The organism is Paenibacillus sp. 1SOY10 (genome assembly GCF_056836745.1).
In genome coordinates, this window is the sequence record NZ_JBXENK010000001.1 from 380,367 (window position 1) to 395,255 (window position 14,889).

Sequence of the window (14,889 nt, forward strand, 5' to 3'; positions counted from 1 at the left end):
GGCTTCCGGCAGTGGCCAGCAGGCGCTTAAATCCTGCCGGTGCCAGTCTGCCGAAAGCCTTGGTGGCTAATTGCGTTTGTCCGCACCTGAAGTTCCCAGGGCTTCTACGGCCAAACGAGCTCATTTATTAATAGGCTCTGGCAAAAACAACCGTATGTTTCGCCTTTTCCCCGCAGACGAGACAGGTATCCTTCGTCGTTGCCGGCTTGAATGGAATGTTCCGGCTAGTTGCTCCCGTCTCTTCCTTGACCTGACGTTCGCAAGCCTCCGAGCCGCACCATCCGGCTAAGGTAAAGCCACGTTTTTCTTCTATGCTTGCTTTCATTTCATCCAGCGTATCGACGTTATAGAAATGCTCCTCACGGAAAGCCTTAGCCCGATCGTACATCTCCTGATGAACTTGCTCCAGCATCGCAGTAACCTCTTCAACCAGTTGATCCTGCTGAATCACTTTCTTCTCTCCGCTAATGCGTGAAGCGAGAACACATACGCCGTTATCCATGTCGCGTGGTCCAATCTCAAGACGTACTGGAACACCACGCATCTCATACTCATTAAACTTCCAACCTGGGCGGAAATCGGCACGATCATCGATTCCTACACGGATGCCTGCTTTCTTAAGCTGAGCGAATAACTCGTCCGCTCTGTTGACAACGGCTTCCCATGTTTTTGGCGGGCCAATCGGTATAATCATAACTTGCTTCGGAGCTACCTTCGGTGGCAAGGCGAGTCCACGGTCATCGCCATGTACCATGATCAGCGAGCCGATCAAGCGTGTACTTACTCCCCAAGAAGTGGTATGTACATATTCCCGTACATTTTCACGGTTCAGATATTGAATATCAAACGCTGCGGCAAAGTTGGTTCCCATATAATGCGAGGTTCCAGCCTGAACGGCACGGCCGTCTTTCATCATGGCTTCAATCGAGAATGTATCTACCGCTCCGGCAAATTTCTCAGAAGGTGTCTTCTGCCCTTCAATCACCGGAATGGCCAGGTAGTTCTCTACAAAATCACGATAAACTTCCAGCATCCGCATGGTTTCCTCACGAGCATCCTGTTCGTTTTCATGGGCTGTATGCCCTTCTTGCCACAAGAACTCACTCGTGCGCAGGAACGGCAAGGTGCGCTTCTCCCAACGAACCACGTTAGCCCACTGGTTGATCAGCACAGGCAAATCGCGGTAGGATTGAATCCATTTCTCATACATATGACCAACCATCGTTTCGGAGGTCGGACGAATCGCAAGGCGCTCTTCCAGCTTCTCGCCAGCAGCTTCTGTCACCCAAGGCAGCTCGGGGTTAAAGCCTTCCACATGCTCCTTTTCCTTCTGGAAGAAGCTCTCCGGAATGAATAGCGGGAAATAAGCATTGCGATGGCCCGTTTCCTTGAAGCGACGGTCCAGTTCTGCTTGCATATGCTCCCAAATTTCATAGCCATCCGGCTTGAATACGATACACCCGCGAACCGGAGAATAGTCCATCAGATCCGCTTTCTTGATTACATCGATATACCAGCGGGAGAAATCCTCCCCTTGGGGGGTAATCTCCGTAACGAATTGTTTCTCCTCTTTTGCCATAAGAACCTTTTTCCTCCCGTAAATAACACAAGTTTTTAAATATGCATCAGCCTTGAATCAGCCGTAAAATATCATTGTAGGTTACCGCAATCATCAGCAGGAACAACATCGCAAAGCCGATAAAATGTACCATGCCTTCGCGGTTGGGGTCAATCGGCTTGCCTCGCAGCGCTTCGACGCCCAGGAAGATCAATCGGCTCCCGTCCAGCGCCGGAATTGGCAACAGGTTGAAGATCCCGAGATACAAGCTCAGAATAGCTGCCCAGTAGGTAAGTTGTGCAATACCTTGCTTGGCAATTTGCCCGGTTACTTCAAAAGTTCGTACCGGTCCACCCAAATCATCCATTGAGAATTGGTTAATCAGTTGCTTGAAGCCAAGGAAAATGGCCTTGGTGGTATGAACCATGCTTTGCCCGGCCACCTGGAACGTTTCCCCGAACGAAGCGCTCCGCGTCGGGAAGACCGTAACAATCGTACTGCCGATTTTGCCGTCCTCATTGCTTGCCCCTTGTGGCGTAATCGTCACACGAACAGTGGCTCCGTCACGGTTGACCGTCCATTCCATCGGTTGGTTCTTGGATGCCTGAATCATCTCAATCATTTTGTTGGCATCCGTACCCACCGCCTGACCATTAATGGTCTCTATGATGTCCCCGGCTTGCAGCCCGACTTCCTCTGCTGGCATTCCCTTCATCACTTCACCGATTTGCAAGTGGGTAGGTTGCTCCAGCGGAATTCCGGCCATTTGGATATGCAAGGCAAACAACACGAAGGCCAAAATAAAGTTCATTAGCGGTCCCGCAAAGATAGAAAGAGCGCGTTGTCCAACCGTCTTGCTGCCATATTGCCGATCTCTCGGAGCAATCTGTGTCTCCCGGCCCTTGGTGACCATCATCGCCTGTGGATGAACAGGGTAGCTAAGGACTTCCCCATCCACATCCATGCGGACCGTCAGGTCATCCTCAAGGTCAATATGCTGCACCTCTCCGCGAATCACATTTTTGCGGCTGTCCAGGCGGTCTAGATAAATCTTCTGTACCTTGCCTTGCTCCAGGCGCAGCGCAATTGTCTGGCCTTCGGCAATCTGAACCAGTTCAGGGTCTTCGCCTGCCATTCTGGCATAACCTCCGAAAGGCAGCAGACGCAAAGTGAACTGCGTTTCATCCCGTTTGAAGGACAGCAGCTTCGGACCAAAACCGATAGCAAACTCCCGCACCAAAATACCGGCACGCTTCGCAAAGAAATAATGTCCCCATTCATGCACCGTAACGATGACAAAAAACATGAGCACCGTTAAAAATATGATTCTTAGTAATTCCAAGCGTAAGCATCCTCCTTTTGGCCACGGATCGTCCAGGCATCTATTTCAATTAATATATTCCCCGACCAGGCACAAGAGAATACTGTGAACGCCTACAGAGTCTCGGCCAGCGTTCTTGCCCAGCGGTCAGCATCACGAATCGTTTCCAAATCTGGACTAGACTGCACGTCATGCCGGGACAAAGCCTTCTCTATGATCGTTTCTATTTCCAGAAATGAAATGCTTCCACTAAGAAAGCGGGCAACAGCCACTTCATTAGCCGCATTATAAACACTGGTTGCTGTACCACCTATTTTACCACATTCATAGGCCAGTCTTAAACACGGGAAACGTTCGAAGTCCATCTCGCGAAAATGTAACTTTCCCACCTCTGCCAGCGAGAGCCGACGAGCCTGTGAAGTCCAACGATAAGGATACGATAAAGCATATTGGATCGGAACGCGCATATCCGGTGTACCCAATTGGGCAATGACGCTGCCGTCACGATACTCAACGAAAGAGTGGATGATGCTCTCCGGATGCAGTAGTACTCCAATTTTCTCAAAGGGAAGATCAAAGAGCCAACGGGCCTCGATCACTTCCAATCCTTTGTTGACCATCGTGGCCGAGTCGATCGTAACCTTCGCCCCCATCGACCAGTTAGGATGCTTAAGTGCATCTTCCACAGTCACATTCCGGAGTTGTTCGCGCGTCAGATCACGGAAGGAGCCACCTGAAGCCGTTAGCGTAATTTGCTCTACTTCTTCTGCCCTTTCTCCGTTCAGGCATTGAAAAATAGCTGAATGCTCGCTATCGACTGGCAACAGGGCCACTCCCTTTTGCTTGGCGCGCTCTGTTACCAGGTGCCCCGCAGTAACCAGCGTTTCTTTGTTAGCCAGAGCGATATGCTTGCCTTCTTCAATCGCGGCCAACGTTGCCGGCAATCCGGCACTGCCTACAATCGCCGTTACCACAGTATCCGCATCCGTACCGGCAGCAACCTCAATGAGTCCCTGCTCGCCATAGTACAGTTCCACATGCTCAGGAAGTTGTAGACGTACCCGTTCAGCGAGCTCCTTGGTTGCTACCGAAGCTTTCTTCGGCGCAAATTCATGAACCTGCTGGACGAACAAATCGATATTGGTGCCTGCCGCCATTCCCTCTAGACAGAAGCTTTCAGGATGGGCACGTAAAACATCCAATGTCTGCGTACCAATCGATCCCGTTGAGCCGATCAACGCTATTTTCTTCATTTCACACCTCGTAGTCAAACGTAATATATAAGGTCATCTCTTCGTGATGAGAAGTTGCTAGCAAAAACATTCTTACGGAAGGAGACTGAGGATATGTATAAACGGAAACACGGCGATCCAGCTATCACACCGATCCAAAATCCCGCCATGGCCAGGTAGCAGCTTCCCCGAATCCTTAATACCATACACTCGCTTGTAGGCCGACTGAATGAGATCACCGAACTGTCCTACCACCGCAGCCGAAGCACCTAGCAAGACAGCACGTCCAACCGTCAACAAACCACCGGAAGCCAGAGCAAACAAAACGGCAATCCCGATTGCCATGACGACGCCACCCAGGGCCCCTTCCACGGTCTTGTTCGGGCTGATGGCCGGCCAAAGTTTATGACGACCAAAACGGCGTCCAGTAAAATAAGCACCGGCATCGCTGCTCCAAATTGCGGCCAGCATCAGCAAGGTCCAGAAAAGTCCGTTGCCGCCCTCGATGTTGCGCATTTCAGCCATCGATGAGAAACCTACACCAATGTACACCACGCCCAGGTATAGTAGCGCCATTTGACCGATCGGTTGTTCATTTTTTGAAATAACCGTAACAGCCAAGAACAATAGCATAAACAACCACAGTGCTGCGTACGGGTCAAGTGGTCTGGCAAAACCAAGCAACTCCCACGGGAAGACCAGGTACAATACGCCAAGGTAACCCAGAATAGCAGTGCCCCCAAAGGCAGGCAGCTTGGTCATACGGACAAATTCATAAAACCCGATCAAAGCCATAAGCAAGACAAGTACGTGGTAGGTCAATCCGCCCAACCAGCATATTCCTAAAAAAAAGCCACCGGCGACAATGCCCGTAATTAACCGCTGTTTCACCAGTCACACCTTCCTCGCTAGGTTAGTCCACCATATCTCCGTGTGCGGCGCTGAAATTCCGCTACGGCTTCAATCAAATGTTCCTTCCCGAAATCGGGCCAGTAAATATCCGTAAACCACAGTTCGCTATAAGCGGTTTGCCAAAGCATAAAGTTGCTCAGTCTGAGCTCTCCACTCGTCCGGATTAATAAGTCCGGCTCGGGAAGTTCTGCCGACAAGAGCCCGGCCTGAATTGTATCTGCCGTAATCTCCTCCACAGACATTCCCCCGGATTGCACCTTTCTGGCTATATCCTTTACACTCTCCGTAATTTCGCGACGACTGCCGTAATTCAATGCAAAATTCAAAATAAGACCTGTATTATTTTTCGTCCGTTCAATGGCTTCTTCCATTGCGGTTAAGGTATGTGGGGGCAATTCTTCCGTATGTCCCATCATACGCACCTGGACGTTTTTTTCGACCAATTCATCAAGCTCCACCGCAAGAAACTCCTGAGGGAGCGACATCAAAAAATCAACTTCATCCTTAGGCCGCTTCCAATTTTCCGTCGAGAAAGCATACAGCGTTAAAACAGAAATACCAAGTTCATCCGCGGCAATCGTTGCCCTCTTCACGGCTTTCATCCCTGACCGATGACCGACAATACGCGGCAAACCTAGCCTGCGCGCCCAACGTCCGTTGCCGTCCATAATGATTGCGACATGCTTGGGAATATTATCCGGGGACAGCACGACGGATGTGGGATGCTTTTTCTTTTTCCACCAGGGTTGAAATAACTTGATCATTCCTTTTCCTCCAGCCGGGTGATGAAAAAGAGACAAACCCCACCGTAATAGGAGGGGCCGCTTTATGTCTCTTAAACTTCCATGATCTCTTTCTCTTTCGCAGCTAGGACCTTATCCACTTCCGCGATAAATTTATCCGTCGTTTTTTGAATGTCTTCCTGGTGGCGGCGTGACTCATCTTCCGAAATATCTGTTTTTTCCAACTTCTTAATATCATCGTTGGCATCGCGACGGATATTACGGATAGCCACCTTCGCTTCTTCACCAAATTTCTTGGTCAATTTAACCAGTTCAACCCGACGCTCTTCGGTTAGAGGTGGAATGGTCAGGCGAATCAGCGCCCCGTCATTAGCAGGGGTCAAGCCCAAGTCAGACTTCTGAATCGCTCTTTCGATTTCAGACAAGGATGATTTATCCCAAGGCTGAATCATCAAAGTCCGAGAATCTGGTGTATTGATGTTAGCTAGTTGATTAATTGGGGTCGGCGATCCGTAATAGTCCACATGAACCCGGTCCAGCAACGAAGGAGCGGCTCTTCCTGCACGAAGTGTCGCCAGTTCTCTCTTCAAGGCTTGAATCGCTTTGTCCATCCGTTCTTCCGCATGTTTCTTAATCGCTTGCGGCATTAATCTACACTCCCTTTGACGATCGTCCCGATTTTTTCACCGAGAACGACGCGCTTAATGTTCCCTTGCTCGGTTATCGCAAAAACGATCAGCGGGATGTCATTGTCCATGCACAACGAGGACGCTGTTGAGTCCATGACACCCAGATTCTTGTTCAGCACTTCCATATACGTCAATGTCTCATACTTCACAGCACTCGAATCAACGAACGGATCCGCGGAGTAAACGCCATCCACTTTGTTCTTGGCCATGAGAATGACCTCTGCTTCGATCTCTGCGGCGCGAAGAGCTGCCGTAGTATCGGTAGAGAAGAATGGATTCCCCGTGCCCGCTGCAAAGATAACAACCCGGCCTTTCTCCAAATGGCGAATAGCCCGGCGGCGAATATAAGGCTCTGCAATCTGCTGCATAGCAATGGAAGTTTGCACTCGCGTAGGCACTTCAATTTGCTCCAAGGCATCTTGAAGGGCCAAAGAGTTCATTACCGTGGCAAGCATGCCCATATAATCGGCTGTTGCCCGGTCGATACCCTTGGCGCTACCAGCAATACCCCGCCAGATATTACCGCCTCCGCAAACGATGGCCACCTGCACGCCAAGCTCCACGACTTCCTTCACCTGCTCTGCAATAGAGGCGATAGTATCCGCATCAATACCATAACCATTTTGACCCGCCAGTGACTCGCCACTGACTTTCAATACAACACGTTTAAACACTGGCTGCTTCAAATGTATACCTCCACCATGAACTCATTCACAGGTTAAAAAAGAAGGAACACCGCGTGTTCCAACTTTCCTACCCTCTATGGATGGTTTGCTTTATGCTTATCTCTTCACCTGAGACATAACTTCTTCTACGAAGTTGTCCACTTTTTTCTCCAGACCTTCACCAAGCTCATAACGAACAAAGCGACGGATGGAAATGTTCTCACCGATCGTGCTGATTTTTTCATTCAGCAATTGGGAGATCGTTTTGTCTGGATCTTTAACGAAGGATTGTTCCAACAAGCAATACTCTTCATAGTATTTACCGATGCGGCCTTCGACCATTTTCTCAACGATTTTCTCTGGTTTGCCTTCGTTCAAAGCTTGAGCCTTCAAGATTTCTTTTTCTTTCTCAATCGCGTCGTTTGGAACTTCTTCACGGCGTACATAAAGCGGACTCATAGCCGCAATATGCATGGCAACATCGCGAGCGAAATCTTTGAATTGATCGGTTTTAGCTACGAAGTCAGTTTCACAGTTGATTTCCACAAGAACGCCAATCCGGCCGCCAGCGTGGATGTAAGATTCAACAACGCCTTCTGTAGCGATACGTCCTGCTTTGTTAGCAGCGGCAGCAAGGCCTTTTTCCCGAAGCAGCTCAGCCGCTTTGGTCAAATCACCATTTGCTTCCTCAAGTGCTTTTTTACAATCCAACATGCCCGCACCTGTTTTTTCACGTAGTTCTTTAACCGCTTTTGCATCTACTGCCATGTTTATATTCCCTCCATATCGATATATAAGGTGGTTCCCTTTAAATCTAAAACCTTCACACTTTAAAAAAAGGGTAGTGAGAGGTTTGACACCTTCCAACCACCCTTTCATTTTAATTTATCGGATTAGTCAGGCCATTAGGCCGTTGTTTGTTCGCCTTGGTGAGCTTCGATCACGGCGTCTGCCATTTTGCCAGTCAACAGTTTTACGGCGCGGATAGCGTCGTCGTTACCTGGGATGACATAGTCGATTTCGTCCGGATCGCAGTTCGTATCAACGATACCTACGATTGGGATACCCAATTTGCGGGCTTCTGCTACCGCAATACGCTCTTTGCGTGGGTCAATGATGAACAAGGCACTTGGTAGGCCTTTCATATTCTTGATCCCGCCCAAGAATTTCTCAAGACGATCTTTTTCTTTGCGAAGAATGATAACTTCTTTCTTCGGCAATACGGCGAATGTGCCGTCCTCTTCCCAAGCTTCCAGCTTCTTCAAACGGTCGATCCGTTTTTGAATCGTTTGGAAGTTTGTCAGAGTACCACCAAGCCAACGTTGGTTGATGTAGAATTGACCAGCGCGCTCAGCTTCTTCCTTGACGGAATCTTGAGCTTGCTTCTTCGTGCCCACGAACAGAATAGTACCATTCTCTTCTGCGATGCTCTTAACGAAGTTATAAGCCTCTTCTACTTTCTTGACCGTTTTTTGCAGGTCGATAATGTAAATGCCGTTTCTTTCAGTGAAGATATAACGATCCATTTTCGGGTTCCAACGACGAGTTTGGTGACCGAAGTGCACACCTGCTTCAAGCAGTTGTTTCATGGAGATTACTGCCATCTTCACGCACCTCCTAAGTTTGGTTTTTTGTTTTGATGCTTCCTCTGGAGATTTCATTTCCCGGCAGGACTCCTTGTCAAATCAAGTGAGCACCCCTGACGAAATCGATCTCCATGCGTTATAACACCGTCATTTAATATACCATAAGTGAAAAACGGATGCAACCGAAGTTTCCTCTATCCGCTGAAATGAAAAAAAGGCACTATAAAGCGCCCTTCTGCCATATGTTACTTCTAGTTATTTCGCGTGGAAATCTTCTTAATGATAGAGTCAAACTCTTCTCCGACATGGAATTTGTAAGTGCCTGCACGAACCTTATAGTTGATCTTCCGGGCTACCGCAGCCTCTACAAACTTATCCTTGTCCGCAATCACTCCGGCCTGTAGCAAACCGTTGGCTACGCCCTCCAGGGTCGTTCCGCCTGCAATTTTGTATTCCACTTCAACCGCGGCCTGCTCCCCTGCAGGTTGGCCTTTATTCCCCGCTGAATCTTCCCCCTGAACTTCAGGCTGCTGCGGGGTATCAGGGTCTATTGGTTGATTCATATCAGGAATTACCGGTGTATCTGGATCACCTTGCTCCTGACCTTCCAGAGCAGGTACATCCTCATTAGATCGTTCCTGCCACTGCTCTTCGGTCAGCAGTTCCTCATCCAGTTCGGAGACTCTGAGCCCGGCGCGTTCCGCAGCCTGCTCGATTTGCTCCTTGGTATGTAACTGTCCGCCCATATTCTGGCCGATCAGCATAAGCTGCAGCAACAAGGCTCCGACAATAAGTCCGCAGCCCAAGCCAAACATGAAATGGCGATTCTTCATCATGGGGACTCCTCCTTCCGGGCCAATTGCAAAATCAACTGCACTTCGCCGCGTTGAAGGCCCACTGTCTTGGCAATCATGTCCATCGACTTTCCTTGGGCATATAAATCAAACAACTCGGGATAACGATCCCGAACATGCTCTTCCTGAGGCTCGGGCTCCTCTGCCACAGGCAAGACGGGCTCCGGTTGCACCTCGGCAGGGACAGGAGGTAGTGTAGGTTCGGCAGCCACAGCCACAAGCGATTGTGCTTGCTCTGCTACAGCATCTGCGACAGCAAACTCATGTTGCTGCATTCCTGCCTCCACCGCGAGAAGCCGGGAATCACTTTGACGTGCAAGTACCTCCACTTCTCCCAGGCGCTGACGAAGTTCAACCATAAGCTCCTGCTGAGCCAATTGCTTGCCGGCAAAATCTTGTTTCATTTGGGCGACCATACCGATCAGTTCTTCATTTTCTTTCTCGATATCTGCCATATATTGCTCAAGCGTAGCTTCCATCTCTCTGGCTGCCTCGCCCTTGGATATCTCCGCGACTTGACGCTTGGGAAGCAGCAAGGCATACACCAGCGCCGCAATCCCAAGCAATACTATGAAAACCCAGGGAGCTTCAAACATGCAATCCTCACCTTTTGCTGTTGAATTTGCTACAAGAAAGTCAAGGTAGCACTCCGGCTGCCCGGAATGCTACCAAGACAAGTCGATGTGTTTTCCTTTGTAAGGGTGTTCCGCCATGTGTTCCCGTTCTTCCTCTTCGGCGCTGTCCTCGGAACGTGCTTCCTCATGCTCTGGTGAAGCGGAGCCATTCCCTTCCCGTCTCACGTTCAGGTTCTGGGCACTCTCGTCCACGCCAGCACTGCGTTGACGTTCTAATTCGCTATTCTTGACCGTTTGGCCTGATAGCAAGCTTTGATCCAGAATCGGTCGATGCTGCTGATCTTGCTGAACACGTCCGGCATCACCTGTCCGGGGGACTGCGATTTGCATCTCTACGGATTTCATATTCATGGGATCACCTCATCGTTAGTGAAAGGCTTGAATAGCTCGCATTGGGAATTCAAATCCGCTCCAAAACCGATTCTAGATATAAGCCGACATGGAGATATCACCTTCACTATAATGGAAGGACATATGAGATACAGGGTCTTTAATATATTTGGTATAACGTCCTATTACGATTTTGGAGCCGCCATAGATCATCTTGAACACATCTACCCGCGCTCTCCCTGTATCTTCAAGCGCTTTCTCAATAGTAAGCATGCGCTCCTTCATCAGGTTCATCTCTTGGGTGCTTGCTTTCTTGGTCATGCTCAGCTTGGAACGCATCTCGACCTTATCCGGCGTTAGTCTTCCCATAGAAGCAAGCTGGTTCAGCAACGTAAGCGCCTTCTCTGTTTTGTCCAGATTGGCCATTTGCTCCTTAAGCTGCTGGCGAAGGTCCTGCAATTCATTCCGAAGTTCCGGAAGAACGCCTACTTCAATCGTCGTCGTCGTCGACATCGGATTGCCGATAATGCGTGCTACTACTCTTTCTCCCGCCTGAAGGTTGCCCCCGACGATCAAACCTTTAGCTCCACTGCATATAATGTCCCGTCCGGCGCGAATGTTGGAGTGCATAATACTTTGCGAGACAATAACATCTTCTCCCGCCTGAACGTTTCCGTCCTGGATGAATGAGCTCTTGACATTTTGACCGGCTTTGACCAGTCCTTTGTTGTAACCGATAATACCACCCGAAATTTCGATGGAGCCATCCGCAAACAACTCGGCCCCTTCGACTCCACCAACAACGCGGATGTCTCCCGCTGCCGTAATTCTGAAACCGGTTAATACGTTGCCACGGACAACCACGGTACCTACAAAATCAATATTCCCGCTGCTGTAGTCAACATCTCCGTTAATCTCATAAACGGGAAACACATTCAGGGCGCCTTTGTCCGTCCGAGTGACCAATCCATCGATAGCGGCATATAGTGCCGTTTGCTCCGGATTCATGACCACATTCTTGCCCACTTTAAAATGGGCAGGCTTTCCCTCCCTGCATGGAATTGCTTCTCCGGTCACTGCAGTTCCGTTACGCCCTGGAACAGGAGGGACGAGTTCAGCAATAATCTGCCCTTTGCGGATATTGTTCAGCCGAGTAACATCCTTCAAATCTACTGTTCCCTCGTCGTTCTCCGCAGGTTTATGCCGATTAGCATCATCAATGGCCACCGCATAACGAATCATACCGTCTTCTCCATCAAATGGTTCCTGACCAATGGCAATCGGTGTTTTGCTGAAGAAGTACTCCCTAGGATTTGCTGAAAAACGCCGGACAATATCGTCCTGAATGCCGTGCTTCACCCCTTCTCCTTGCAAGAAACGGAGCAATTGATCCGCCGTACAGGAGAAGTTATCCTCCTTCTTGGCAAATTGCAAGTAAGCAACGGTCTTATCATCATTCAGCGTTACGGTTAGCATTTGTTTCAAATCATCCAGAAGTTCCACGAAGTTGTTCCTCCTTCCATCCATTTGCTCGTTCACAATAACCCGTTAGTCTTCACGAAGCAGTAAATCTCGCTGCTTGTCCAAACTACAACGAAGCCTGAAGATCGCCTTGGAATGTAACTGAGAAATACGCGAAGGAGAAAGTGACATCACTTCAGCGATTTCGCTTAGCGACAGATCCTCGTAGTATAGCAGAGAGATCACCATGCGTTCCTTTTCTGTTAATTTCTCGATGCCTTTCGTCAGCGAATCTCGTAGATAGAATTCTCTAACCTTATAATCCGGGTTTTTTGCTTTTTCGTCAACGAGTAAAGTAAGACGAGTCTCCGACTCTTCTTCACGAATCGGATCCTCCAGGGAACAAAGCGTCATGACGGCAACTTCTTGCAGCATGCCTTGGAACTCTTTCTCGCTGATATCTAAATAGGCACTCATCTCGGAATCCGTAACAGAGCGGAGGTATTGCTGCTCCAGATGCTGGTAGCCCTCCTCAATTCTTTTGGCTTTCTCTCTCACGGACCGGGGAACCCAATCCCCCTGTCGCAGGCCGTCCAAAATGGCTCCTCTGACCCGCCATGATGCATAGGTCTCGAACTGAAGTCCACGCTTGTAGTCAAATTTTTCAACCGCATCGATCAGTCCCATGACTCCATTGCTGGCAAGATCATCCTTAGACACATTTTTGGGCAGACCAACAGCGAGACGTCCTGAAACGTAGTCGACAATATGCAGGTATTTCTCGATAAGTTGTTTCTTGGCCTCTAAATCGCCTTGTTCTTTCCACTGCTCCCATAGCTCGGCATAATTCAGAGTGGATGTCTTCCGCTGGATCAATGGTCTTCACCCTCCTTATTGTTCTGTCAGGTGACGAACGATCTTAGCCAGCTCTTCCGGATCCTTGTCGTCAGGTGTCTTCACTAGTTTGGGCGGATTGAGTGGCGCAAATGGCGCATCCTCCGCCGAAGCCGGCTCCGGCTTCAACAAATCATTAAGCTCTTCACTTTCATCCGGGGTAGTCAGGTCAAGATTGCCGCCCTTCCCTTCCTCGGATGCAAATTCATCCTCGCCTTCAAGGCTATTACCGCTGGGCATCTCTTTTAGAAAGCTAAGCATCCGGCCCCCGGCAAAGGCCAGGAGGAACCAGACCGCAAAGGAAATTAATCCCCGGATAAAGCTGGTCATGAACAAATTGTTTCCCGCCGATGCGGCAAACGAAATCAGAAAACCGATAAAGCCCAATAAAAAGTAATATCGCAATTTTCCAGTCATGGCTACAATTCCTTTATCCCCATTTGTACACTTCGCACATATAACAACCCTGTCTCACTGTCCAGTTCAATCGTACGACCATAATTCCCGCCTGTATCCTCTCCCAGCAAAGGAATACCTAGTTCTTCTAGCTGAATCTTGCAAGATTCAACATTTCTCGGGCCGATTCGCATGGAATCTCCCCTCCCGGCAAAGGAAAACATCTGAGCCCCGCCAGCCATCTTCGCTACTACACGGCCAGGAACTGCACCGATAGAAATTAATTTGTCGAACAATGCCGGAATAGCGGTATCTGCATATTTGGCAATGTTCAATGCCCCTTCCCGGGCAATGCTTGCAGAGGGAAGCATGACATGCGCCAGACCAGCTAGCTTGAGTTGTGGGTCAAACAGTGTCAACCCGACGCATGAACCTAGCCCAGTTGTTCGTATCAACCCCTGCTGAGTAATGACACTTAACTCGGCCATGCCTACCTTAACGATGTGTTGCTCACCAATCATGATCAGTGGATACTCCAAGCGCGGCAAAAATTTTAGCGAAGGAATCCGGATCAGGAATGAGGAAGAATTGTCCTTCCACCTCATGATGTCCTTCAATAAACGTGGTATCAATCAGCAGGGCGGAATCCCCCATCTCTCCAAATTGCAGGAGCCCATAGCTTAGAATCGCTCCCGCCATATCAAGGGCAAGAGCCGGCACCGTAGGAGTCATGGACAGGGAAGTGAAATCGGCCAATGAAGACAGATAAGAGCCTGCCAATATATTGCCGATCTCCGACAACGCCGACCATTCCATTTCCGAAAATTCATTAGAACTTTCTACGCTGATGCCTGCCAATCGCTGCAAGAGCTTCTTGGCCGCTTCCGGGCTAAGGATGAAAAACAAGTTGCCCGGCGCATCTCCTTCCACACGGAAGAACACGGCAAGCACGATATTCTCGGCTCCTCCAACGCGCTCAGCAATTGCTTCGAACGGAAGCATCTGCACTTTCGGAACAGCCATATCGATGGGTTTGTCGAGCAACTTGGAAAGCGCCGTAGCCGCGTTCCCGGCCCCGATATTGCCCACTTCCTTCAAAATGTCCATCTTGAATTCTTCAAATCCTTTAACCGGATCCATGGCTTTAGCCCTCTAGACTTTCCAACTGAATGATTTCCTTCCGGCTAAGCACTTCCGACAGATTCAGCATCACGAGCAAGCGCTCTTCAGAAATACGGGCAACCCCATGCAAATATTTGGCCTTAATACCTCCTACCACATCTGGCGGAGAGTCAATCAGGTCGGAGTCCAAATCGATAACATCATTTGCTGAATCGACGATAAAACCAACTTCCAACTCATCCGCCGATACGATGATGATCCGGGTCTGATCGGTATGCTCCACCTCTTCTAAGCCGAAGCGTCCTCGCAAATCGATGACCGGTATGACCACACCACGTAAATTGATGACCCCTTTGACAAAAGAGAATGTTTTGGGTACGCGGGTAATCGGCATCATCCGCTCGATGGTTTGTACGTTATCGACGTCAATCCCGTACTCCTCTTGTCCCAATTTAAATACGATGACTTTTAATTCCTCTCCCATGTGGAAA

18 protein-coding genes are annotated in these 14,889 nt (G+C 49.3%); all 18 read right to left on the reverse strand.

Translation table 11 applies throughout. The annotated features are described in order from the left end of the window. Positions 1–127: 127 nt before the first annotated feature. The 18 genes from proS to AC1VOR_RS01765 all read right to left on the reverse strand — a co-directional run bounded on the left by proS (position 128) and on the right by AC1VOR_RS01765 (position 14,882). A complete protein-coding gene (gene proS / locus AC1VOR_RS01680; RefSeq protein ID WP_482615421.1) occupies positions 128–1,579 on the reverse strand; it encodes a proline--tRNA ligase in 1,452 nt (483 codons plus the stop codon). A 46-nt stretch (positions 1,580–1,625) separates the two neighbouring features. After that, entirely contained in the window at positions 1,626–2,900 is a 1,275-nt protein-coding gene (rseP, locus tag AC1VOR_RS01685) for an RIP metalloprotease RseP (protein ID WP_059053484.1), read from the reverse strand. Between the two features lie 92 nt (positions 2,901–2,992). After that, positions 2,993–4,132, reverse strand: a complete 1,140-nt coding sequence (locus AC1VOR_RS01690) for a 1-deoxy-D-xylulose-5-phosphate reductoisomerase (protein WP_482615424.1) — start codon at positions 4,130–4,132, stop codon at positions 2,993–2,995. A gap of 72 nt (positions 4,133–4,204) precedes the next feature. Then, complete coding sequence (locus AC1VOR_RS01695) at positions 4,205–5,002, reverse strand: phosphatidate cytidylyltransferase (RefSeq protein ID WP_482615426.1); 798 nt, start codon at positions 5,000–5,002, stop codon at positions 4,205–4,207. 17 nt (positions 5,003–5,019) lie between these two features. Beyond that, complete coding sequence (locus tag AC1VOR_RS01700) at positions 5,020–5,787, reverse strand: isoprenyl transferase (RefSeq protein WP_482615428.1); 768 nt, start codon at positions 5,785–5,787, stop codon at positions 5,020–5,022. Between the two features lie 71 nt (positions 5,788–5,858). Further along, positions 5,859–6,413 (reverse strand): ribosome recycling factor, encoded by a 555-nt coding sequence (frr, locus tag AC1VOR_RS01705; RefSeq protein WP_482615430.1) that lies wholly within the window; start codon positions 6,411–6,413, stop codon positions 5,859–5,861. Then, positions 6,413–7,141 (reverse strand): UMP kinase, encoded by a 729-nt coding sequence (pyrH, locus tag AC1VOR_RS01710; RefSeq protein WP_482615431.1) that lies wholly within the window; start codon positions 7,139–7,141, stop codon positions 6,413–6,415. Before pyrH ends, frr begins: the two co-directional genes overlap by 1 nt. Before the next feature lie 96 nt (positions 7,142–7,237). Then, positions 7,238–7,888, reverse strand: a complete 651-nt coding sequence (gene tsf, locus AC1VOR_RS01715) for a translation elongation factor Ts (RefSeq protein WP_482615433.1) — start codon at positions 7,886–7,888, stop codon at positions 7,238–7,240. Between the two features lie 137 nt (positions 7,889–8,025). Beyond that, positions 8,026–8,724, reverse strand: coding sequence for a 30S ribosomal protein S2 (gene rpsB, locus AC1VOR_RS01720; protein WP_059053496.1), 699 nt, complete (start codon positions 8,722–8,724; stop codon positions 8,026–8,028). 233 nt (positions 8,725–8,957) lie between these two features. Beyond that, the gene (locus AC1VOR_RS01725; RefSeq protein ID WP_482615435.1) at positions 8,958–9,542 is read right to left on the reverse strand and encodes a hypothetical protein; all 585 of its coding nucleotides are present in this window, start codon (positions 9,540–9,542) and stop codon (positions 8,958–8,960) included. Next, positions 9,539–10,156 (reverse strand): hypothetical protein, encoded by a 618-nt coding sequence (locus AC1VOR_RS01730; protein WP_482615437.1) that lies wholly within the window; start codon positions 10,154–10,156, stop codon positions 9,539–9,541. The genes AC1VOR_RS01725 and AC1VOR_RS01730 overlap by 4 nt, the downstream gene beginning before the upstream one ends. Before the next feature lie 69 nt (positions 10,157–10,225). Then, positions 10,226–10,546 carry a hypothetical protein gene (locus AC1VOR_RS01735; protein WP_482615439.1) on the reverse strand — a complete coding sequence of 107 codons (321 nt, stop codon included), beginning with the start codon at positions 10,544–10,546 and terminating at the stop codon, positions 10,226–10,228. A 72-nt stretch (positions 10,547–10,618) separates the two neighbouring features. After that, positions 10,619–12,028 (reverse strand): DUF342 domain-containing protein, encoded by a 1,410-nt coding sequence (locus tag AC1VOR_RS01740; protein ID WP_482615442.1) that lies wholly within the window; start codon positions 12,026–12,028, stop codon positions 10,619–10,621. A gap of 45 nt (positions 12,029–12,073) precedes the next feature. Then, on the reverse strand, positions 12,074–12,862 hold the full coding sequence (locus tag AC1VOR_RS01745) for a FliA/WhiG family RNA polymerase sigma factor (protein ID WP_482615445.1): 789 nt from the start codon (positions 12,860–12,862) through the stop codon (positions 12,074–12,076). Positions 12,863–12,877: 15 nt separating this feature from the next. Then, on the reverse strand, positions 12,878–13,297 hold the full coding sequence (locus AC1VOR_RS01750; protein WP_482615448.1) for a hypothetical protein: 420 nt from the start codon (positions 13,295–13,297) through the stop codon (positions 12,878–12,880). A gap of 2 nt (positions 13,298–13,299) precedes the next feature. Then, positions 13,300–13,797, reverse strand: coding sequence for a chemotaxis protein CheD (locus tag AC1VOR_RS01755; protein WP_482615451.1), 498 nt, complete (start codon positions 13,795–13,797; stop codon positions 13,300–13,302). Beyond that, a complete protein-coding gene (locus AC1VOR_RS01760; RefSeq protein ID WP_482615453.1) occupies positions 13,787–14,416 on the reverse strand; it encodes a chemotaxis protein CheC in 630 nt (209 codons plus the stop codon). Before AC1VOR_RS01760 ends, AC1VOR_RS01755 begins: the two co-directional genes overlap by 11 nt. Positions 14,417–14,420: 4 nt before the next feature. Continuing rightward, a complete protein-coding gene (locus AC1VOR_RS01765) occupies positions 14,421–14,882 on the reverse strand; it encodes a chemotaxis protein CheW (protein WP_059053512.1) in 462 nt (153 codons plus the stop codon). Between the last annotated feature and the right edge of the window lie 7 nt (positions 14,883–14,889).

What these genes read in the sequence shown, in the direction of transcription:
- proS (WP_482615421.1), bottom strand. Translation starts at nt 1,579, where the DNA reads ATGGCAAAAGAGGAGAAACAATTCGTTACGGAGATTACCCCCCAAGGG.
- AC1VOR_RS01690 (WP_482615424.1), bottom strand. Translation starts at nt 4,132, where the DNA reads ATGAAGAAAATAGCGTTGATCGGCTCAACGGGATCGATTGGTACGCAG.
- AC1VOR_RS01700 (WP_482615428.1), bottom strand. Translation starts at nt 5,787, where the DNA reads ATGATCAAGTTATTTCAACCCTGGTGGAAAAAGAAAAAGCATCCCACA.
- frr (WP_482615430.1), bottom strand. Translation starts at nt 6,413, where the DNA reads ATGCCGCAAGCGATTAAGAAACATGCGGAAGAACGGATGGACAAAGCG.
- tsf (WP_482615433.1), bottom strand. Translation starts at nt 7,888, where the DNA reads ATGGCAGTAGATGCAAAAGCGGTTAAAGAACTACGTGAAAAAACAGGT.
- rpsB (WP_059053496.1), bottom strand. Translation starts at nt 8,724, where the DNA reads ATGGCAGTAATCTCCATGAAACAACTGCTTGAAGCAGGTGTGCACTTC.
- AC1VOR_RS01725 (WP_482615435.1), bottom strand. Translation starts at nt 9,542, where the DNA reads ATGATGAAGAATCGCCATTTCATGTTTGGCTTGGGCTGCGGACTTATT.
- AC1VOR_RS01730 (WP_482615437.1), bottom strand. Translation starts at nt 10,156, where the DNA reads ATGTTTGAAGCTCCCTGGGTTTTCATAGTATTGCTTGGGATTGCGGCG.
- AC1VOR_RS01735 (WP_482615439.1), bottom strand. Translation starts at nt 10,546, where the DNA reads ATGAATATGAAATCCGTAGAGATGCAAATCGCAGTCCCCCGGACAGGT.
- AC1VOR_RS01750 (WP_482615448.1), bottom strand. Translation starts at nt 13,297, where the DNA reads ATGACTGGAAAATTGCGATATTACTTTTTATTGGGCTTTATCGGTTTT.
- AC1VOR_RS01755 (WP_482615451.1), bottom strand. Translation starts at nt 13,797, where the DNA reads ATGATTGGTGAGCAACACATCGTTAAGGTAGGCATGGCCGAGTTAAGT.
- AC1VOR_RS01760 (WP_482615453.1), bottom strand. Translation starts at nt 14,416, where the DNA reads ATGGATCCGGTTAAAGGATTTGAAGAATTCAAGATGGACATTTTGAAG.
- AC1VOR_RS01765 (WP_059053512.1), bottom strand. Translation starts at nt 14,882, where the DNA reads ATGGGAGAGGAATTAAAAGTCATCGTATTTAAATTGGGACAAGAGGAG.